A 20,643-nucleotide genomic window follows, 5' to 3' on the forward strand; every position below is an offset into this window, starting at 1 on the left:
GTCTGTCAAAAGCTCGCAGCACTATTGCTGTTTTAACCACGCCAGAATGAACGCCACAATCTCGTCAGTATTATTCAAATCCAGAACCGGGCTCTGAACTGCCAAAGGAACATCACTGGCGATGGCGATCACATGCTCATCAAGCACTAATTCTTTTGCGTCGTGACTACCGCCCTTTCTGAAAAGCATAATTTTTGCCACTGGTTCGTGCTTAAATCCCTCGACAAGAACCAGATCCAGCGTCGAGGCATCCATTCTGCTGACGAGCCAGTTAAGATCCAGCTCAGGTTCTTCCGGCGTTTCAGTCATGAGCGCCCAGCGTTGTGCACTGGCCACAATAGTCTGGGCGGCGCCAGCCTTGCGCAATTCATAACTGTCCTTACCTGGCGTATCAACATCCATATTGTGATGCGTATGTTTTATCAGTCCTGGACGCACACCGGCTGCACACAGCGCAGGGATTAGCTTTTTAAGCAGGGTTGTTTTGCCCGTTCCGCTCCAGGCGGCAACCGCAAGTAGTGGAATCATGCCTTCTCCTGCCAGCGGGCGAGATCTTCTGGCGTATTCACGTTTGCAAACGCTGGTTTAAGGTGACTCAAATCCACACTGTGCCCGCCGTTTTCACGCATAAAAACCATTACCCTGCGCTCGCCTCGCGCCAGATAGTCAGCCAAAGCCGGAATAATACGGCGATGCATTAACGCGATAGTTGGATGATCGCGTTCGCCATCATGAACCCATACGACAGGCGCATCGTGTCGTTTATCCTGTAGACACGCTGCCAGTGTCTGAGGGATATGAGGGGTATCGCAAGGGCAAAACAGGAACCATTCATTGTCACTGCAGTGCTGCATTACCGAAAGCATACCCGCTAATGGCCCGGGGTAATCCGCCAGGCCGTCCTGAATAACCAGAAGACCACTTTCCTGATAAATTTCCAGATTTCGGTTAGCGCTAATAACCACAGACGCGACCTGTGGTGCCAGTGTATCAGCAACATGTTTCCAGAGCGGTTTACCGTTCAGCATCAGCAATCCTTTATCCTGGCCGCCCATGCGCGATGCTTTTCCTCCTGCCAGTATCACTCCGGTCACCGGTCCTAATGCATTCACCAGTATCGCCTCTTTTATTGTGGGATTGACCCTGTTACCGTGTCTCTCTCAAGAGTAAGGAGCACGACCATGAAATGTAAACGTCTGAACGAAGTTATTGAACTTCTCCAGCCAGCCTGGCAAAAAGAGCCGGAACTGAATCTTATGCAATTTTTGCAGAAACTGGCGAAGGAGTCAGGTTATGACGGTGAACTGGCTGATTTATCCGATGATATTCTGATCTATCACCTGAAAATGCGCGACTCCAGCAAAGATGCCGTCATTCCTGGCATTCAAAAAGATTACGAAGAAGACTTCAAAACGGCGCTGTTACGCGCCCGCGGTGTTATTAAAGAGTAAAACCTTGTAAGCAGAGCCACCGAAATTGCTGTGAAATGATATCCTGAATTATTCGTATCGTTTTCGGGAACAGGATGAACGACAAGGCTTTCACATTCCAGACACTTCACCCGGATACCATCATGGATGCACTGTTTGATCAGGGGATTCGGGTGGATTCGGGTCTCACTCCTTTAAACAGTTATGAGAACCGTGTCTATCAATTTCAGGATGAAGATCGTCACCGTTATGTGGTGAAGTTTTATCGTCCTGAGCGCTGGTCCGCAGAGCAAATTCTTGAAGAACATCAGTTTGCACTGGAGCTGGAGCAGGATGACGTCCCCGTTGCCGCACCGCTCGTCTTTAACCATCAGAGCCTGCTGACACATCAGGGCTTTTATTACGCCATATTTCCCAGCCTCGGTGGGCGCCAGTTTGAGTCGGATAACCTTGACCAGATGGAGTGGGTTGGACGCTATCTTGGCCGGATACATCAGACCGCGCGTAAAAAACGCTTCGTGGTCCGGCCGGATATGGGCGTCACAGAGTATCTGATTGAGCCTCGCCAGATTTTCGAAACTGCTCCCCTTATTCCCGGTAGCTTAAAAGCGGCTTTTCTTGCAGCAACGGATTCGCTCATTGATGCTGTCATGGCGCAATGGCATGGTCGGTTTAATACGCTGCGTTTACATGGTGATTGCCATGCAGGCAATATTCTCTGGCGCGACGGCCCGTTATTTGTGGATCTCGATGATGCCCGCAACGGCCCGGCCGTCCAGGATTTATGGATGCTGCTAAACGGTGACAAAGCTGAGCAGCGTATGCAGCTGGAGATGATCATTGAAGCATATGAAGAATTTAATGCCTTCAATACCGATGAGATCGCCCTCATAGAACCTTTACGTGCCATGCGTATGGTTTACTATCTGGCATGGTTGATCAGACGCTGGGACGATCCTGCCTTTCCCAGAAATTTTCCGTGGTTAACCGGGGAAGATTACTGGCGTAAGCAGATCGCAACTTTTCTAGAGCAGGTGAAGGTTCTGCAGGAACCCCCTCTTCAATTAACGCCAATGTATTAATTTGATATTTCAGGAGAGAATGACATCATGAAAAAAATTTGGCTGGCGCTGGCCGGTATGATTCTGGCATTTAGCGCATCCGCAGCGCAGATCACCGACGGTAAACAATACATTACCCTCGATAAGCCGGTTGCAGGAGAGCCTCAGGTACTCGAGTTCTTCTCCTTTTATTGCCCGCACTGTTATCAGTTTGAGGAAGTGTTGCACGTTTCCGATACCGTGAAGAAAAAGCTGCCGGAAGGCACCAAAATGACCAAATATCACGTCGAATTCCTCGGACCGTTGGGTAAAGAGATGACCCAGGCATGGGCTGTAGCGATGGCGCTGGGCGTAGAAGACAAAATCACTGCACCGATGTTTGAAGCTGTGCAAAAAACACAGACTGTGCAGACGGTAGCAGATATCCGTAAAGTGTTCGTGGATGCCGGTGTGAAGGGTGAAGAATACGACGCAGCATGGAACAGCTTTGTGGTGAAATCGCTGGTTGCTCAGCAGGAAAAAGCGGCGGCAGATCTTCAGTTGCAGGGGGTCCCGGCAATGTTCGTTAACGGTAAATATCAGCTGAATCCGCAGGGCATGGATACCAGCAGTATGGATATTTTTGTTCAGCAATATGCCGACACAGCGAAACAACTGGTCGAGAAGAAATAAACAAAAACGCCGGTCAATGACCGGCGTTTTTACAGGCAGATTTAATCGCTTCTATCTGAATATCTTTTTCATTCCACAGGGTATTCAGCCACAGCTGGAAACGGCGCTTAAAATTCTTATCGTTAACGTAGTCACCGTGTAAATCCTCAGCCACTGGCTCCATATTGATACGCACCACAATCCGGGTTAACCGGCCGGAAATCATATCAAAAAACGGTGTTTTATCATTTTCCGGGTAGCACAGCGTAACATTTAACAGTTTATCGAATTGCGAGCCCAGCACGTTTAACGCCATGGCAATACCCGCCGCTTTTGGCGGTAACAGATTCTTGTATGGCGAACGTGTCTGGCGCTTTTTCTCTTCGGTAAAACGAGAGCCTTCCACAAAATTCACAATCGTGGTGGGATGCGCGCGGAATTTCTCACACGAGCGGCGTGTGGTTTCGACATCTTTTCCACGGCGTTCCGGATGACGAATCAGATAGCTTCTGGAATAGCGACGCATAAAAGGCATATCCAGCGCCCAACACGCCAGACCAATAAAAGGCACCCATGCCAGCTGCTGTTTCAGAAAGTATTTATTCATCGGAATATGCTTGCGGAACAGTACGCACAACACCACGATATCGGCCCAGCTATGGTGGTTACAAATCAGCAGATACCAGTTTTTTTTATTCAGCCCTTCAAGCCCTTCAATATCCCATTTCAGCCAGGGATTAAGGTGCAACAGCATCGCCAGACCTTCACACCAGCAATACATCATGAAATTGCAAAAAGCCGAGATCGAACGCCAGACGGCTGGAACGGGCAAAAGAAGTTTAATCATCCCGGCAAGAATGATCGGCACGGAACACAGCACTGTGACCAGAATAGTAAGAATAACGCTAAGCAGGAGCGTTAAAAGAGCGAGTAATCTCGACATAGTTCATTATTTCAGATAGTTAGCCACACAACGTGCTCTGAGACCCGGCACAGGGGGCTGATTTTATCAGAAAATGCACACTATGATGGGGCTTCGCGGGTGAGAAAAATAAATATTACTTATATCCACATGGAACAAATTGTCATCGTTTTGTTTTATAGCGGCTTGATCATATTATAATTTATTGAAATATTTGACTTAATTTAATCCCCCGTGACGTTGTGACTATGGTTTTATTAGTCATCACAATTCTATGCACAAACTTATCCACAGGTGAGTTTTGCGAGCGATCTTCTGGATCTGCAAATCTTCTCAACAAATGTGGCGAAAAATTCATGTTTTCAGTCCGTCTGTGGCATCCTTTACCCCTATTCTGAAAAACAGGCACGGAAATTATGGTTCAGATCCCTCAAAACCCACTCATTCTTGTTGATGGCTCTTCCTACCTCTACCGGGCGTATCATGCGTTTCCTCCGCTGACGAACAGTGCAGGCGAACCCACCGGAGCGATGTATGGTGTGCTGAACATGTTGCGCAGCCTGATCATGCAGTACCAGCCTACCCATGCGGCGGTTGTTTTTGATGCGAAAGGTAAAACCTTCCGTGACGAACTATTTGAACATTACAAATCCCATCGCCCGCCGATGCCGGACGATCTTCGTGCGCAGATCGAGCCACTACATGCGATGGTAAAAGCAATGGGGTTACCGCTGATGGCTGTCTCTGGCGTTGAGGCGGATGATGTTATCGGCACCCTGGCGCGTGAAGCCGAAAAAATGGGCCGCCCGGTGTTGATCAGCACCGGTGATAAAGACATGGCGCAGTTAGTCACGCCAGGTATCACGCTTATCAATACCATGACCAATACCATCCTTGGTCCTGAAGAGGTGGTAACGAAGTATGGCGTACCGCCAGAACTTATTATCGATTTCCTCGCATTGATGGGGGATTCTTCAGATAACATCCCTGGTGTACCGGGCGTTGGCGAGAAAACGGCGCAGGCGTTGCTGCAAGGGTTAGGTGGTCTGGATACGCTGTTTTCTGAGCCAGAAAAAATCGCCGGGCTGACCTTCCGTGGTGCGAAAACCATGGCGGCGAAGTTGCAACAGAATGAGGAAATGGCCCGTCTTTCCTATCAACTGGCTACCATCAAAACGGATGTTGAACTGGAACTGACCTGTGAACAACTGGAAGTCCAGCAGCCGATCGCCGATGAACTGTTGAGCCTGTTCAGAAAATATGAATTCAAGCGCTGGACGGCAGACGTCGAAGCTGGCAAATGGTTACAGGCCAAAGGCGCCAAACCTGCAGCAAAACCGCAAGAGACGCTGGTGATTGAAGCTGAGCCAGAAGCACCTGTTTCAGCACTGTCAGCCGAAAACTATGTCACCATTCTTGACGAAGAGACGCTAAAAAGCTGGATCGAAAAACTGAAAAAAGCGCCGCTCTTTGCCTTCGATACGGAAACAGACAGCCTGGATAACGTCAGCGCCAATATGGTTGGGCTCTCTTTTGCAACTGAACCTGGCGTTGCCGCGTATGTGCCGGTTGCCCATGATTACCTCGACGCGCCAGCGCAAATCCCACGAGATCGGGTTCTGGAATTATTAAAACCGCTACTGGAAGATGAAAAGAGCCTGAAAGTGGGGCAGAACCTGAAATACGACCGGGGGATCCTGCAAAATTATGGCATCGAGCTGCGTGGTATTGCCTATGACACCATGCTGGAATCGTACACGCTGGACAGCGTTGCGGGTCGCCATGATATGGACAGCCTTTCCGATCGCTGGTTGAAACACAAAACCATCACTTTTGAAGAAATTGCCGGTAAGGGCAAAAATCAGCTCACGTTTAATCAGATAGCGCTTGAAGAGGCGGGACGTTACGCGGCAGAAGACGCGGATGTTACTCTGCAATTGCACCTGAAAATGTGGCCGAAGCTGCAACAGGATAAAGGACCGCTGAATGTCTTTCAGAACATTGAAATGCCGCTGGTGCCAGTGCTTTCACGCGTAGAACGTAACGGCGTAAAAATCGACCCTGTGGTGCTGCACAAGCATTCAGAAGAGATTGCTAAACGGCTGGTGGAACTGGAGCAGAAGGCGCACGACATCGCCGGAGAGCCATTTAACCTCTCTTCCACCAAGCAACTGCAAACGATTCTGTTCGAAAAACAGGGCATTAAGCCGCTGAAGAAAACACCTGGCGGTGCGCCATCGACGTCGGAAGAGGTGCTGGAAGAGCTGGCCCTGGATTACCCGCTGCCGAAAGTCATTCTGGAATATCGTGGTCTGGCGAAGCTGAAATCGACCTACACCGACAAGCTGCCGTTGATGATCAACCCGAAAACCAGCCGTGTGCACACCTCTTATCACCAGGCGGTAACGGCAACCGGGCGTTTATCTTCTACAGATCCGAACCTGCAAAATATTCCTGTGCGTAATGACGAAGGGCGCCGCATTCGTCAGGCATTTATTGCCCCTGACGATTACCTGATCGTTTCTGCTGACTACTCGCAGATTGAGCTGCGTATTATGGCGCATCTGTCGCGTGATAAGGGGTTGCTGAAAGCATTTGCTGAGGGGAAAGACATTCACCGCGCCACGGCGGCGGAAGTCTTTGGCCTGCCGCTGGAGAGTGTCACTGGCGAACAGCGCCGCAGCGCGAAGGCGATCAACTTTGGCCTGATTTATGGCATGAGTGCGTTTGGTTTGTCCCGTCAGCTCAATATTCCGCGCAAAGAGTCGCAGAAATATATGGATCTCTACTTCGAACGTTACCCGGGCGTACTGGAATATATGGAGCGCACCCGCGCACAGGCGAAAGAGATGGGCTACGTTGAAACCCTTGAAGGGCGTCGCCTCTATCTGCCGGACATCAAATCCAGTAACGCGGCGCGTCGCGCTGGAGCGGAACGTGCCGCGATTAACGCACCTATGCAAGGAACCGCCGCGGATATCATTAAGCGTGCAATGATCGCTGTGGATGCCTGGCTGCAAAAAGAGCAACCCCGCGTGCGTATGATCATGCAGGTACACGATGAACTGGTGTTCGAAGTGCACAAAGATGAGCTTGAGGCGGTATCGAAGAAAATTCACGAGCTGATGGAAAACAGCACAACGCTGGATGTTCCGCTGCTTGTGGAAGTCGGTAGTGGCGAAAATTGGGATCAGGCCCACTAAATCGGCTTTCCTGACCGCGATTTTTTGTAACTTAGCAACATAACTTATCGCATTTTGTGATGGTTATTAGAATTTGCTATGTAAACAATGAAAAAAAACTACAAAAAGTGCTTTGTTACACGCACAAAAAAGAGTAGAGTTACTCGCGTAGGGTACAGAGGTAAGATGTTCTATCTTTCAGACCTTTTACTTCACGTAATCGGATTTGGCTGAATATTTAGCCGCCCCAGTCATTTATGACTGGGGCGTTTTTTATTGCGCCAAAGAAAAAGCGCGCTCAGTGTTATTCTTCAGCCACCGCCTCTTCGGGAGGGATGTCGCTAAACCAGATGTCCAGCTTCTGGCGAAGCTTATCCACCCCCTGTTTTTTCAGGGAGGAGAATACTTCCACCTGCACGTCGCCGTTAAAGGCAATCACCGCTTCGCGAACCATGTTGAGCTGCGCCTTACGCGCCCCGCTGGCCAGCTTGTCGGCTTTCGTCAGCAGAACCAGTACCGGAATGTTGCTGTCTACCGCCCACTCAATCATCTGCTGATCGAGATCTTTCAGGGGATGACGGATGTCCATCAGCACCACCAGACCTTTCAGGCACAGGCGTTTTTCCAGATATTCACCCAGTGCGCGTTGCCATTTCCGCTTCATCTCTTCCGGTACCTGGGCATAACCGTAGCCCGGCAGGTCGACCAGGCGCTTGCCTTCTGCCGTTTCGAACAGATTAATCAACTGCGTACGGCCTGGCGTTTTTGAGGTGCGGGCCAGGTTTTTCTGATTTGTCAGCGTATTCAGGGCGCTGGATTTACCCGCGTTGGAGCGGCCTGCAAACGCCACTTCGATCCCGGTATCTTCCGGCAAGTGGCGAATATCCGGCGCGCTGGTGATAAAACGCGTCAGTTGATAATTGTAATTTGCCAAAACGGTCGTCTCCGTTAATTCATGTTATTGCGGGGATTATACCTGAACCGGGGGAAAACGCTGTTTTTCCCGTTGTGGGGCTGTCAGAAAATGCCCTCGCCGCTGTGAGATTATTGCCCGAGTACTTATAAGAAATCTAAGAGAAGCCTCAGGTGACGGAATTTTTGAAATTAGAAAAATCAATGGGTTAGACTTAAGAAAAAATCCTAAAGATGAGATTTGGTCATTTTTTGACTTGTTAGTTTCCTGGAACACGGTAAAGTAGCTTTCAACGGAGAGGACGCCGTTGGATAACAGACTCAGGACGAGGGTCAGGAGCGCCAGGAGGCGAAGACGAAAGGATTGTCAGGAAGACAAAACGTCCGGAGACGTTAGTGTAAGGATAAGGAACTGCACACGGAACGTTCACGCTAAGGGAAAGACAGGGTTCGTCGATAGCAGACAAGGAATGTGAAACCCGAATGGGTTGTGAGTCAAGAAAAAGGCGGCAGATTACTCTGTCGCCTTTTTTCTTTGTGCGGATTCTGCTAGATTCCGCCTCAATTCTATACTGAAAAAAAGCGTAAAGACCCACAATCATGAAAAAACCGACATCCGCACCGCGCGGTAAAGCACCGGCAAAAAATCGCCGTAAAACGCGCGAAGAACTGAATCAGGAAGCCCGCGACCGTAAACGCGAGAAAAAGCATCGTGGTCACGCGGCGGGCAGCCGTGCGAATGGCGGGTCTGATGCATCGTCGAAAAAACAACAGCAGCAAAAAGATCCACGAATTGGCAGCAAAAAACCTATCGCGCTGGGCGTTACCGACGCGCCAGTGACCAAGAAGCAGCACAAACCACAGAGCGAGAAACCTATGCTTTCACCGCAGGCTGAGCTGGATATGCTGGAAACTGATGAGCGCCTGGACGCGCTGCTGGAACGACTGGAAGAAGGTGAAACCCTGAATGCTGAAGAGCAGTCATGGGTGGATGCCAAACTGGATCGTATCGATGAACTGATGCAGCAACTGGGTCTTTCCTACGATGACGACGAGGAAGAAGACGAAGACAACGGCAAAGAAGATATGATGCGCTTGTTGAAAGGCGGAAACTAACATTTGCATCCCGTTGGTCTTATTGTCCTGCTTATAACCCTTCCGGTTATATGTTATCTGGCGTGGTTATTCGTTAAACTACGAAGGTTGTCGCAGCAGCAAAAGTGGCTGCGCAACCGGCTGCTGAACCGTTATTCGGGCAGAGCGGTGCGTCGTACCCGCCAGCGACACCATCGGAAGGAGTGAACATGTCTGAGCAACAAATCGACTGGGATCTGGCCCTGATCCAGAAATATAACTATTCCGGGCCACGCTATACGTCGTATCCGACCGCGCTGGAATTTAATGAGAATTTCGGCGAGTCCGACTTTTTGCAGGCGGTGGCGAAATACCCGGACCGCCCGCTGTCGCTGTATGTTCACATCCCGTTCTGCCACAAACTCTGCTATTTCTGCGGCTGCAATAAGATAGTGACCCGCCAGCAGCATAAGGCTGATCAATACCTCGATGCGCTGGAGCAAGAAATCAGGCATCGTGCGCCGCTTTTTGCCGGGCGTAATGTCAGCCAGCTTCACTGGGGAGGCGGTACGCCAACCTACCTCAACAAGGCGCAAATCAGTCGCCTGATGGGGTTGTTGCGCAGCTATTTCCAGTTTAATGGTGATGCTGAAATTTCCATCGAAGTGGATCCACGCGAGATTGAACTCGACGTACTCGATCACCTCCGTGCGGAAGGCTTTAATCGCCTGAGCATGGGCGTGCAGGATTTCAATAAAGAAGTTCAGCGTCTGGTGAATCGCGAGCAGGATGAAACCTTTATTTTTGCGCTGCTGAACCATGCGCGTGAGATCGGTTTCACCTCCACGAACATCGATCTGATTTATGGTTTACCGAAGCAGACGCCGGAGAGTTTCGCTTTCACGCTGAATCGCGTGGCGGAACTGAATCCTGATCGTCTGAGTGTTTTTAACTATGCGCATCTGCCGACGCTGTTCGCGGCGCAGCGTAAAATTAAAGATGTCGATCTCCCCTCCGCACAGCAAAAGCTGGATATTCTGCAGGAAACCATCGCTTCACTGACCCGAGCGGGCTATCAGTTTATCGGCATGGATCACTTCGCCCGTCCTGACGATGAGCTGGCGGTGGCGCAACGCAATGGCGTGTTGCACCGCAATTTCCAGGGTTACACCACCCAGGGCGATACCGATCTGCTGGGCATGGGCGTTTCCGCCATTAGTATGATCGGCGACTGTTACGCGCAGAACCAGAAAGAGCTGAAGCATTATTACCAGCAAGTGGATGAAACTGGCAATGCCCTGTGGCGTGGCATTGCGTTAACGGAAGATGATTGTCTTCGTCGTGACGTGATCAAGGCGCTGATCTGTAATTTCCGGCTTGATTTTACTGCGGTCGAAAAACAGTGGGATGTGGATTTTCAGGATTACTTTGCGGAAGATTTGAAACTGCTCGCCCCACTGGCGAAAGACGGGCTGGTGGATGTCGATACGCAGGGCATTCAGGTGACGCCAAAAGGGCGCCTGCTGATCCGCAATATTTGCATGTGCTTTGACGCGTATCTGCGTCAGAAAGCGCGGTTACAGCAGTTCTCGCGAGTAATTTAAGCGTTTGAGGCCCGTTCCCGGGCCTCAACTAGCTAAACAGCCCGACCAGTGCCGCACAGAGCAACGCGGCCACCGCCGTTTGTGGCGTATGGCTGTCGACTGCGCCGCTCGACACCAGATTGATCAATGATTCAAGCATGATAACCCCCTGCGTTGCCGCGCAAGATCATACCCAACTCATCGGAACAGTAAAGCGCAAAATAACGGCACTTTGCGCCAGGCCGCTATTCTTTACATTCCGCCGGAGATTACTCCATCCCCAGCTCTTTCAATTTGCGCGTCAGCGTGTTGCGCCCCCAGCCTAACAGGCGAGCCGCTTCCTGTTTATGTCCCTGCGTATGGCGTAACGCGGTGGTTAACAGCGTGCGTTCCATCTCCGGTTGTGCTTCCGACAGCAAATTTTGATGACCGGAACGCAGCGCCCTGTCCGCCCACTGCGCCAGAAGCGTGGCCCAGCTGTCGGTTAACGCATGCGTCGGGCTTTCCGGCATGGTGGTTTCGAACAGTTCGCCAGGCAGATCCTGAATCAGCACTTCCTGACCGGCAGCCATTACAGTTAACCAGCGGCAGGTATTTTCTAACTGGCGAACGTTACCCGGCCAGGCGAGACGTGTCAGCGCCGCTTCGGTTTCCGCATGCAACTGTTTAGCTTCAACACCCAGCTCACGCGCGGCGATTTGCAGGAAGTGGCGCGCCAGGCGGGGAATATCTTCCCGACGCTCGCGCAGCGGCGGTAAATGCACCCGAATCACGTTAAGGCGGTGAAACAGGTCTTCGCGGAATTTGCCTTCCTGCACCCGCAATTCCAGATTCTGGTGCGTGGCGGCAATAATGCGGACATCCACTTTCACCGGTGCATAACCGCCGACGCGGTAAAACTGCCCGTCGGCCAGCACGCGCAGCAAGCGCGTCTGTACATCCAGCGGCATATCGCCGATTTCATCAAGAAACAGCGTACCGCCGTCTGCCTGCTCAAAACGGCCCTGACGCACAGTATTAGCACCGGTGAACGCACCCTTCTCATGACCAAACAGCTCAGATTCGATGAGATCTTTTGGAATCGCCGCCATGTTCAGCGCAATAAAAGGCGATTTAGCGCGCGGGCTGTGACGATGCAGGGCATGCGCCACCAGTTCTTTACCGGTGCCGGATTCACCATTAATCAACACACTGATCGACGAGCGCGACAGGCGGCCAATAATGCGGAACACATCCTGCATGGCCGGCGCTTCACCGATGATATCCGTGGTTGGGCCGTTGACCTGTACATTGCGCGGCTGCTGCTGTTCCTGATAGTGGCTGATAGCACGTTCAACCAGCGCGACGGCTTCATCAATATCAAATGGTTTGGGCAAGTAATCGAACGCCCCCTGTTGGTAAGCGCTTACCGCGGCGTCCAGATCAGAATGGGCGGTCATTATGATGACCGGAAGCATCGGGTGGCGTTGTTTAATCTGCTTGAGCAGCGCCAGCCCGTCCATGCCCGGCATACGGATATCCGACAACAACACATCCGGGGTTTTCGTCGTCAGTGCGTTAAGCACCTCATTACCGTTTTCAAACGTGGTACACGCCAGACCTGCGCCCGTGAGCGCGCGTTCAAGCACCCAGCGGATAGAGCTATCGTCGTCAACGATCCAGGCAATCCCTCGTTGCATAAACTAACCCCTCTATTTCCGAATTGGCAGGTAAACCGAAAACTCGGTATGGCCCGGCCAACTGGTAAATTCAATTTTGCCGGAGTGTTGATCAATCAGGTTACGGGCGATGGACAATCCCAGCCCCGTTCCGCCTTCGCGTCCGCTGACCATCGGGTAAAACAGCGTATCCTGCAGATACGCCGGAATGCCAGGGCCGTTATCTTCTATATCGATACGCGCCGCCAGACGGTGGCGCTCGCCATGCAGTGTGAACTGAAACGCCGTACGGGTGCGGAGGATAATTTCGCCACCGGTTGGCCCCAGCGCTTGTAGCGCATTACGGACAATATTCAGCAATACCTGCTCAATCTGGTCGGGATCGTGCGGGAATTCTGGCAGACTTGGATCGTAATCGCGTACCAGCTGGACGTTAGCTGGCAACTCCATGGAGACCAGATTCACCACCCGTTCCGCCACTTTGTGAATGCTGTCCGTCACATGCATGCCGGGCTGTTGCGGGCCAAGCAGGCGATCGACCAGATTACGCAGCCGGTCTGCCTGCTCGATAATCACCTGCGTATATTCGCCCAGTGACGGATCCGGCAGGGCTTTGCTGAGCAGCTGCGCCGCGCCCCGTAATCCACCCAGCGGATTTTTAATTTCATGCGCCAGACCGCGAACCAGATCGCGCGCGGCCACTTGCTGAGCGTGCTGTAACTGCTCCTGGCTCAAACGGCGCTGATTATCCATGGGTGACATTTCCAGCAGGATATAGCCGTCAGGCAGACGCTGAGCCGTTAAAGAGAGCACATGCGAGCGACCATCAATCACCAGCGTGACTTCGTTATCCGTAAATCCCTGACCCGAACGCAGACTTTCTTGCATCAGGTTGATATTTAATGAGAACCAGGTCAGCAATTCCGGCAGCGGCGTACCGAAGAGCTTGCGTGAGCTTTGGGCCAGCAGCTGCTGTGCCGCCGGGTTGGCGTAATGTATCGCCAGGTCGTCATCCACCAGCAATATGCTGTTGATTAACGAATTAAGGATCTGCCCAGCATCGGGCAGCATGCCTGTTGCCATTCAGCAGTCCTCCAGGATGTGCACCATTTTAGTGCAGTATAGCGTTTATTGGATGAAAAGCGCGTGATATCAGTTCGTTGGTGGTGAAAAAAGCCCATCATGAGATGGGCTAAAAGTTTCCACGGCAACTAAAAATCCTCTGTGTCTTTCTCGCCGTAGCTGTGTTGGCTGCCCTCAGTCACCCGAATCACTTAGTGGACTAAGCTCATCGGGATTCCTTCGGTTGCCGCCTTGCTACGACAACAAATCCACTGAGTATTTACTAATAAATGGTACTGTTAAACGCTGTAATACAGCTCAAACTCAACCGGGTGCGGTGTCATGCGAACGCGGTCGTTCTCTTCCAGACGCAGCGCAATGTAGGCATCGATTGCTTCATCGGTGAACACGCCGCCTGCTGTCAGGAACTCACGGTCTGCGTTCAGTTCGTTCAATGCTTCTTCCAGCGAGCCAGCAACCTGTGGGATCTCTTTCGCTTCTTCCGGCGGCAGGTCATACAGGTTTTTATCCATGGCTTCGCCCGGATGGATTTTGTTCTTGATACCGTCAAGGCCTGCCATCAGCAGTGCTGCGAAGCACAGGTACGGGTTCGCTGCTGGATCCGGGAAACGCACTTCGATACGACGCGCTTTCGGGCTGGCAACCACCGGAATACGGATGGATGCGGAACGGTTACGTGCGGAATAAGCCAGCATAACGGGTGCTTCATAACCCGGGACCAGACGCTTATAAGAGTTGGTGGTCGGGTTAGACAGGGCGTTAATCGCTTTCGCGTGTTTGATCACACCGCCGATGTAGTACAGCGCGGTTTCAGACAGGCCTGCGTATTTGTCGCCAGAGAACAGGTTGGTGCCATTTTTGGCCAGTGACATGTGGCAGTGCATACCGGAGCCGTTATCGCCAAACATCGGTTTTGGCATGAAGGTCGCGGTTTTGCCGAAACGGTGTGCGACGTTGTGCACAACGTATTTGTAGATCTGAATTTCGTCCGCTTTTTTGGTCATGGTGTTGAAGCGGGTCGCCACTTCGTTCTGACCTGCGGTCGCCACTTCGTGGTGGTGTGCTTCAACGACCAGGCCCATCTCTTCCATCACCATACACATGGTGGAACGGATGTCCTGTGAAGAGTCTACCGGCGGAACCGGGAAGTAACCGCCTTTCACGCCAGGACGGTGACCTTTGTTACCACCTTCATATTTGGTGGAGGAGTTCCAGGCACCTTCGATGTCATCGATAGACACATGAGAACCGGAGATGGAGCTGCCGAAGCGAACGTCGTCAAACAGGAAGAATTCTGGCTCTGGCCCGAACAGGACGGTGTCAGCGATGCCCGTGGAGCGCAGGTACTCTTCAGCGCGCTTGGCGATGGAACGCGGGTCGCGATCGTAACCCTGCAGTGTGCCAGGTTCGAGTATATCGCAACGGATGATCAGTGTCGGTTCTTCGTAGAACGGGTCAATGACAGCAGTGGTGTGGTCAGGCATCAGCACCATGTCTGATTCGTTAATGCCTTTCCAGCCGCCAATCGAGGAGCCATCAAACATTTTGCCTTCTTCGAAGAATTCAGCATTTACCTGATGAGCCGGAATGGTGACGTGCTGTTCTTTACCTTTGGTATCGGTGAAGCGCAGATCGACAAACTTCACTTCATGCTCATTCAGCATCGTCAATACATGTTCAGCGGACATACTTAAACTCTCCCGGATTGGTCATTGTCGTCGTGGTAACGAACTACATAACACTGCGTCTAAATGGCGTTGTTGCCGTAAAAATATCAAAGCGAAAACTGTGCCAACTTTTAAATACCCCCCAAAAGGCTGTATCATGCGCACCATAGTGCAAAAGGGTTGCACCATGGCAGTTGGATTGCACCAGTATAGTGCTTCAATGTGAACATTAAGCACCATATTGGTGCAATTTACGTTTTAAAGCCCTTTTCCTACACCGTGAAAGCGATCACAAAGCAACTCTGTAATACTTGTTTGCGGAGGATGTTTGTGATCCTGTTTAGTCCTTCGATTAATACGTGTACAATAACGCGCTATTTCTAATGCCTGAGGCAAAGTTGTGATCGAAAATCTGCGTAACATCGCCATCATTGCGCACGTTGACCATGGTAAAACGACCCTGGTTGACAAGCTGCTGCAGCAATCTGGTACGTTCGACGAACGTGCTGAGACACAAGAGCGTGTGATGGACTCCAACGATTTGGAGAAAGAGCGTGGGATTACCATCCTCGCGAAAAACACTGCAATCAAATGGAATGATTACCGTATCAACATCGTTGATACTCCTGGGCACGCCGACTTCGGAGGTGAGGTTGAGCGTGTAATGTCCATGGTTGACTCTGTGCTGCTGGTGGTTGACGCTTTTGACGGCCCGATGCCGCAAACGCGCTTCGTGACCAAAAAAGCCTTTGCCCATGGCCTGAAGCCTATCGTTGTTATTAACAAAGTTGACCGTCCTGGCGCGCGTCCTGACTGGGTTGTGGATCAGGTGTTTGACCTGTTCGTCAACCTCGACGCCACCGACGAGCAGCTGGACTTCCCTATCGTTTACGCCTCTGCGCTGAACGGTATTGCCGGTCTGGATCACGAAGACATGGCTGAAGACATGACCCCACTGTATCAGGCGATTGTCGATCACGTACCGTCGCCGAACGTTGACCTTGACGGTCCGTTCCAGATGCAGATCTCCCAGCTTGATTACAACAATTATGTGGGTGTTATCGGCATCGGTCGTATTAAGCGCGGTAAAGTGAAGCCGAACCAGCAGGTCACCATCATTGATAGCGAAGGCAAAACTCGTAACGGTAAAGTCGGTAAAGTACTGGGCCATCTGGGCCTGGAACGTATCGAAACCGACGTTGCGGAAGCGGGCGATATCATCGCGATCACCGGTCTTGGCGAACTGAACATCTCTGACACCATCTGCGACACACAGGCGGTTGAAGCACTGCCGGCGCTGTCCGTTGATGAGCCAACCGTTTCTATGTTCTTCTGCGTAAACACCTCGCCGTTCTGCGGTAAAGAAGGTAAATACGTCACGTCCCGTCAGATTCTGGACCGTCTGAACAAAGAACTGGTGCACAACGTGGCGCTGCGCGTTGAAGAAACCGAAGACGCCGATGCGTTCCGTGTTTCTGGCCGTGGTGAACTGCACCTGTCTGTTCTGATTGAAAACATGCGTCGTGAAGGATTCGAACTGGCGGTTTCCCGTCCGAAAGTTATCTTCCGCGAAATTGATGGCCGTCGTCAGGAACCGTTCGAAAACGTCACGCTGGACGTGGAAGAGCAGCATCAGGGTTCTGTGATGCAGGCGCTCGGCGAGCGTAAAGGCGATCTTAAAAACATGAATCCGGATGGCAAAGGCCGCGTACGTCTCGACTACGTGATCCCAAGCCGTGGCCTGATCGGCTTCCGCTCTGAATTCATGACTATGACTTCTGGTACCGGTCTGCTGTACTCCACCTTCAGCCACTACGATGATATTCGTGCGGGCGATGTTGGCCAGCGTCAGAACGGCGTGCTGATCTCCAACGGTCAGGGTAAAGCGGTTGCGTTTGCGCTGTTCGGTCTGCAGGATCGCGGTAAGCTGTTCCTTGGCCATGGTGCCGAAGTGTATGAAGGCCAGATCATCGGTATTCACAGCCGTTCTAACGACCTGACAGTTAACTGCCTGACCGGTAAGAAACTGACCAACATGCGTGCGTCAGGGACGGATGAAGCCACCGTGCTGGTTCCGCCGGTTAAAATGACGCTCGAACAGGCGCTGGAGTTCATTGATGATGACGAACTGGTCGAAGTCACCCCGACGTCTATCCGTATTCGTAAGCGTCATCTGACGGAAAACGATCGTCGCCGTGCTAACCGTGGCGCGAAAGAAGAGTAATTAAAACGCGCTCAAATAAAAAACCCCAGGCCAATGTGACCTGGGGTTTTCTTTTAGCGGTATCGCGATTATCAGAAGCTGTATTTAATGCCCAACATGCCCTGGGTATTGCTGTAGCTCTTCTCACCGACCTGTTGAGCAACGTTGCCCCACATCGTCAGACGCGGTGTAATCTGACCTTCCACACCGATTTTCAGCTCACCGATGTTTTTCGCACCACGCATATCGACGCTGACATCGTCCATCCGCACGCTTTGATCCTGCGTGTTGTGGATCCAGTTCGCTTCAATGAACGGCTGGAAGCCACGTGCATTTTCAACGCCTTCCGGCTGCTTGCTGTTCATCTGTGCTCTGACTCCCAGACGTGTCATCAGATTGCCGTCGGTTTCGTCCTTAATGCGGGTACCGTTTTTCTCACGATGATCGTCAGCCTGCACGTCCATCCATACCAACTGTGCTTTCGGTTGGATCCAGTAGCTGAAGTTTTCGCTTTCACCAACCCGGAAGCTGTAACCGGCTTCAACAGAGGCACTCAGACCACTGGAGTCATACTCTTCGGTCGGTCTGTCCTGACCGGTGACTTTGTTATTAAACCAGTTGTACAGTGCCCAGGTATCCACATAGGCGCCGGTTTTATCTGCTTCGTTGGCATACCAGGTGCCGTACAGCCCGACGCTATAACCTGACACTTCACCACGTGAAGCGTAACCATTCAGTTTCGACTTCGTGTGGTTAGAGCTGTTCGCGTAGCCTGCCATTGCCCCCAGATGCCAGCGGTCGAGACCGTTGGTACTCCACTGCGCCAGGTCGCCCCCAATCTGCAGGACATAGCTGTTGCTTCGGGTGGTTAATGTGCCGCTGCTGTCTTTAAAGCGGTTATGGTTACCAACGTTACGCATCCACATGCTGGTGACTTTTTCTTCGCCAGTCAGCACATCGGTATACTGGGTTTCACCCAGGCGATCATGCAGTCGGGTCATAAACAGCGTATTCGCCGCGTAGTTGTTGGCCAGATAGCTGCCCCCTTCCGGACGAACCTGACGCGGACCTTCCGGCTCCACTGGTGGTGCAGGTGGTACTGGCGGTACTGGTGGTACTGGTGGTACTGGTGGTTCAGGTGGTACCGGTGGTTCAGGTGGTACCGGTGGCTCTGGCGGTACCGGTGGCTCCGGTGGAATCGGATCATCTGGCGTCAGCGCACTGGTCAGGAACCAATCATTGCCTTTTTTCACCACATCATAGTCATAAGCACCGGCAACGATACGACCCGCTTTGGCGAATACGCCGTCAGAGGAACCATCAACCTGTATAATCTTGATCCCTTCAACGGTTTGCGAGCCGGTACCGCCGATGTTTTCCACAGCGACTTTTGCATTACCGGAGGTGTTGCCCAGTACGTGCATCAGGTCAGTATTCGACGAGTCGTCAAACAGCACCGTATTAAAGCGAACTGTACCGCCGTTACCGACAAAGTCCTTATTAACCGTCAGTGTCTGCCAGGTCGTACTATCCTCTGCATGCTGGAAGTTCACCGTACTGCCGTCGTTGAGCGTCAGGTTGGTCACGGTGGAGCTGTCCGTCATGTTCCAGGTGGCGTTGGTCATAGAGAGATCAATCACCCCGGTCCCGGCTGTGGTAGTGGCAATATAGGAAGCCCCGTTCCACAGAGAGCCGTCCATCATATTCAGTGTAATGGTACTGTCCTGTGCAGGGGTTGTACCGCTGGCAGCAACACCGCCATTGGCTAAAAGGTCGCCGTCGATGGTGAAGCGGCCCCCGGTTGAGGCATCAATCACCCCACCGGTTTCTGCGTTCATAGCGTAGACTTGATCGCTATTGGTGCCTGCCATGGTGATCGCTGCGCCGCCGGCCAGGTTAATCTTGCCGCGGGAAATGGCATATAACCCTGACGGGGATTTGGTGGCAAAGCCGCTTGCTTTCGTCGTGCTATTCACAGTGATATTTGCGTTGTTCCCGATATTCGCCGTTGCTGTGTAAGCATAAACCCCGTGTGAGCTGGCACCGTCAACGGATAATGTCGCGTTGTCTCCGAGAGAAACAATAGACGAGCTGGCTGAGTAAACCGCAGACGCACTCGAACCTATGGTCGTGATTTTTGCATCGTTTCCAAGGTTGATCTTTGAAGATGATGCCGCATAAAGTGCGTGTGAGGAATCCCCCGTCGTTTCAATAATTGCAGTGTCGCCCAGGAGAACAGAAGAGCCGCTCTGCCCTGTTCGAATACCTTCAGCACTACCTCCTGTGGTGACAATGTGTGCACGATCACCGACGACGATCTGGTTTTTTGCCTGGCTGGCATCTCTCATTGCGTTCGCAGTGATACCTCGCCCCTGAAAACCTGTCGTTTTTATATATAAATCATTGCCGACATAAATATTTGCTGATCCAATCCAGCCCTGGCTCAGTGAGTTATAACCTGCGTTGATACCGTCGCCGGATTGACCATCCACAAAAATCTGAGTCCGATCACCGGTAATAATAAATACCGGATTGTTTGGTGTGTTTGCACCATGCGTACGGATACCATCAACGTCTGTACCGTTGTTTGCAGGGTTTTTGGACTGGGTTTTGATGGTCAGATCATCACCAAAAATCACGCCTGGACTTCCCGATGAAGAGTTCTGAAGTACCATGACGGTGTGTTCAAAAGCTTCCATCCCCGGGCCATTCAGCGTCAGACCATCGCCATAAACCGTAATTGGCCCCGTGTCCCATTTATAGACATAGTTAGGAGTTGATGTGTTTTTTGCAAACGACGAATTTGCGCCCGCTGGGATCAGAGCCTGAATCTCAGCGGGTAAATCGGTTACCAGCCCGGTGGCCGGTAAACTGTCAAAATCTATATATGACGCCTGCGCAGAAAAAACCATAGACGCAAGCGCTGTTGAGACTGCAACAGCAATTCGAGAATATTTCTTAGGATACGGCATAATTACCTCTAGCCTTCCAATGTAGGGTTTTACCACGTCGAAAAGATGTGGTATTCCAGTTGCTTAATTAGCGGTAATCGAATCAGGTAAACGTTGCTCGTTGAATTTGGTGTCCTGGTTTATTAAGTAAATACTTACCTGCGTGATAGCGACGGATCACGTAGGAGGATTTTAAAATGCTAATAAAAATCAGAGGATTAATAACCTGCCGTGGTTGTTGCTACATCCCTGGCGGAATATAATTA

17 protein-coding genes are annotated in these 20,643 nt (G+C 51.5%); 8 read left to right on the forward strand and 9 right to left on the reverse strand.

Annotated elements, in window-relative coordinates:
• Positions 1–21: 21 nt before the first annotated feature.
• Both mobB and mobA read right to left on the reverse strand, forming a co-directional pair.
• Positions 22–528, reverse strand: coding sequence for a molybdopterin-guanine dinucleotide biosynthesis protein MobB (gene mobB, locus GTGU_RS19970; RefSeq protein ID WP_038161413.1), 507 nt, complete (start codon positions 526–528; stop codon positions 22–24).
• Positions 525–1,112 carry a molybdenum cofactor guanylyltransferase MobA gene (gene mobA / locus GTGU_RS19975; protein WP_038161416.1) on the reverse strand — a complete coding sequence of 196 codons (588 nt, stop codon included), beginning with the start codon at positions 1,110–1,112 and terminating at the stop codon, positions 525–527. Before mobA ends, mobB begins: the two co-directional genes overlap by 4 nt.
• A 69-nt stretch (positions 1,113–1,181) precedes the next feature.
• Between mobA and GTGU_RS19980 the strand changes: the two genes are divergently transcribed.
• The 3 genes from GTGU_RS19980 to dsbA all read left to right on the forward strand — a co-directional run bounded on the left by GTGU_RS19980 (position 1,182) and on the right by dsbA (position 3,163).
• A complete protein-coding gene (locus GTGU_RS19980; RefSeq protein WP_038161419.1) occupies positions 1,182–1,451 on the forward strand; it encodes a YihD family protein in 270 nt (89 codons plus the stop codon).
• A 74-nt stretch (positions 1,452–1,525) separates the two neighbouring features.
• A complete protein-coding gene (locus GTGU_RS19985) occupies positions 1,526–2,512 on the forward strand; it encodes a serine/threonine protein kinase (protein ID WP_038161422.1) in 987 nt (328 codons plus the stop codon).
• 27 nt (positions 2,513–2,539) lie between these two features.
• Positions 2,540–3,163, forward strand: coding sequence for a thiol:disulfide interchange protein DsbA (gene dsbA / locus GTGU_RS19990; protein ID WP_038161425.1), 624 nt, complete (start codon positions 2,540–2,542; stop codon positions 3,161–3,163).
• Between the two features lie 13 nt (positions 3,164–3,176).
• Here dsbA and GTGU_RS19995 read toward each other — a convergent pair whose 3' ends face one another.
• On the reverse strand, positions 3,177–4,085 hold the full coding sequence (locus GTGU_RS19995) for an acyltransferase (RefSeq protein WP_038161428.1): 909 nt from the start codon (positions 4,083–4,085) through the stop codon (positions 3,177–3,179).
• 395 nt (positions 4,086–4,480) lie between these two features.
• Here GTGU_RS19995 and polA point away from each other — a divergent pair, with 395 nt between their 5' ends.
• Both polA and spfP read left to right on the forward strand, forming a co-directional pair.
• Positions 4,481–7,267, forward strand: coding sequence for a DNA polymerase I (gene polA / locus GTGU_RS20000; RefSeq protein WP_038161430.1), 2,787 nt, complete (start codon positions 4,481–4,483; stop codon positions 7,265–7,267).
• A 165-nt stretch (positions 7,268–7,432) separates the two neighbouring features.
• Entirely contained in the window at positions 7,433–7,480 is a 48-nt protein-coding gene (spfP, locus tag GTGU_RS27165) for a small protein SpfP (RefSeq protein ID WP_071892919.1), read from the forward strand.
• A gap of 70 nt (positions 7,481–7,550) precedes the next feature.
• Here spfP and yihA read toward each other — a convergent pair whose 3' ends face one another.
• Positions 7,551–8,180, reverse strand: coding sequence for a ribosome biogenesis GTP-binding protein YihA/YsxC (gene yihA / locus GTGU_RS20005; protein WP_038161431.1), 630 nt, complete (start codon positions 8,178–8,180; stop codon positions 7,551–7,553).
• Positions 8,181–8,758: 578 nt separating this feature from the next.
• Between yihA and yihI the strand changes: the two genes are divergently transcribed.
• Positions 8,759–9,274: a Der GTPase-activating protein YihI gene (yihI, locus tag GTGU_RS20010; RefSeq protein ID WP_038161434.1), complete on the forward strand. Its 516-nt coding sequence runs from the start codon at positions 8,759–8,761 to the stop codon at positions 9,272–9,274.
• 188 nt (positions 9,275–9,462) lie between these two features.
• Positions 9,463–10,836, forward strand: coding sequence for an oxygen-independent coproporphyrinogen III oxidase (hemN, locus tag GTGU_RS20015; RefSeq protein ID WP_038161437.1), 1,374 nt, complete (start codon positions 9,463–9,465; stop codon positions 10,834–10,836).
• Between the two features lie 28 nt (positions 10,837–10,864).
• On the opposite strand, the gene GTGU_RS25845 is transcribed toward hemN, so the two are convergent.
• The 4 genes from GTGU_RS25845 to glnA all read right to left on the reverse strand — a co-directional run bounded on the left by GTGU_RS25845 (position 10,865) and on the right by glnA (position 15,244).
• Positions 10,865–10,975, reverse strand: coding sequence for a YshB family small membrane protein (locus GTGU_RS25845; RefSeq protein WP_152958647.1), 111 nt, complete (start codon positions 10,973–10,975; stop codon positions 10,865–10,867).
• Positions 10,976–11,084: 109 nt separating this feature from the next.
• Positions 11,085–12,494 (reverse strand): nitrogen regulation protein NR(I), encoded by a 1,410-nt coding sequence (glnG, locus tag GTGU_RS20020; RefSeq protein ID WP_038161440.1) that lies wholly within the window; start codon positions 12,492–12,494, stop codon positions 11,085–11,087.
• Positions 12,495–12,506: 12 nt separating this feature from the next.
• Positions 12,507–13,556 carry a nitrogen regulation protein NR(II) gene (gene glnL, locus GTGU_RS20025; RefSeq protein ID WP_038161441.1) on the reverse strand — a complete coding sequence of 350 codons (1,050 nt, stop codon included), beginning with the start codon at positions 13,554–13,556 and terminating at the stop codon, positions 12,507–12,509.
• Positions 13,557–13,834: 278 nt separating this feature from the next.
• The gene (gene glnA, locus GTGU_RS20030) at positions 13,835–15,244 is read right to left on the reverse strand and encodes a glutamate--ammonia ligase (protein ID WP_038161443.1); all 1,410 of its coding nucleotides are present in this window, start codon (positions 15,242–15,244) and stop codon (positions 13,835–13,837) included.
• Between the two features lie 379 nt (positions 15,245–15,623).
• On the opposite strand from glnA, the gene typA reads away from it, so the two are divergent.
• Entirely contained in the window at positions 15,624–17,447 is a 1,824-nt protein-coding gene (gene typA / locus GTGU_RS20035; protein WP_038161445.1) for a ribosome-dependent GTPase TypA, read from the forward strand.
• Between the two features lie 71 nt (positions 17,448–17,518).
• Here the strand turns inward: typA and GTGU_RS20040 are convergent, their stop codons facing one another.
• On the reverse strand, positions 17,519–20,398 hold the full coding sequence (locus GTGU_RS20040; protein ID WP_038161448.1) for an autotransporter outer membrane beta-barrel domain-containing protein: 2,880 nt from the start codon (positions 20,396–20,398) through the stop codon (positions 17,519–17,521).
• Between the last annotated feature and the right edge of the window lie 245 nt (positions 20,399–20,643).

It is taken from the genome of Trabulsiella guamensis ATCC 49490 (genome assembly GCF_000734965.1).
In the GTDB taxonomy this organism is placed as follows: domain Bacteria; phylum Pseudomonadota; class Gammaproteobacteria; order Enterobacterales; family Enterobacteriaceae; genus Trabulsiella; species Trabulsiella guamensis.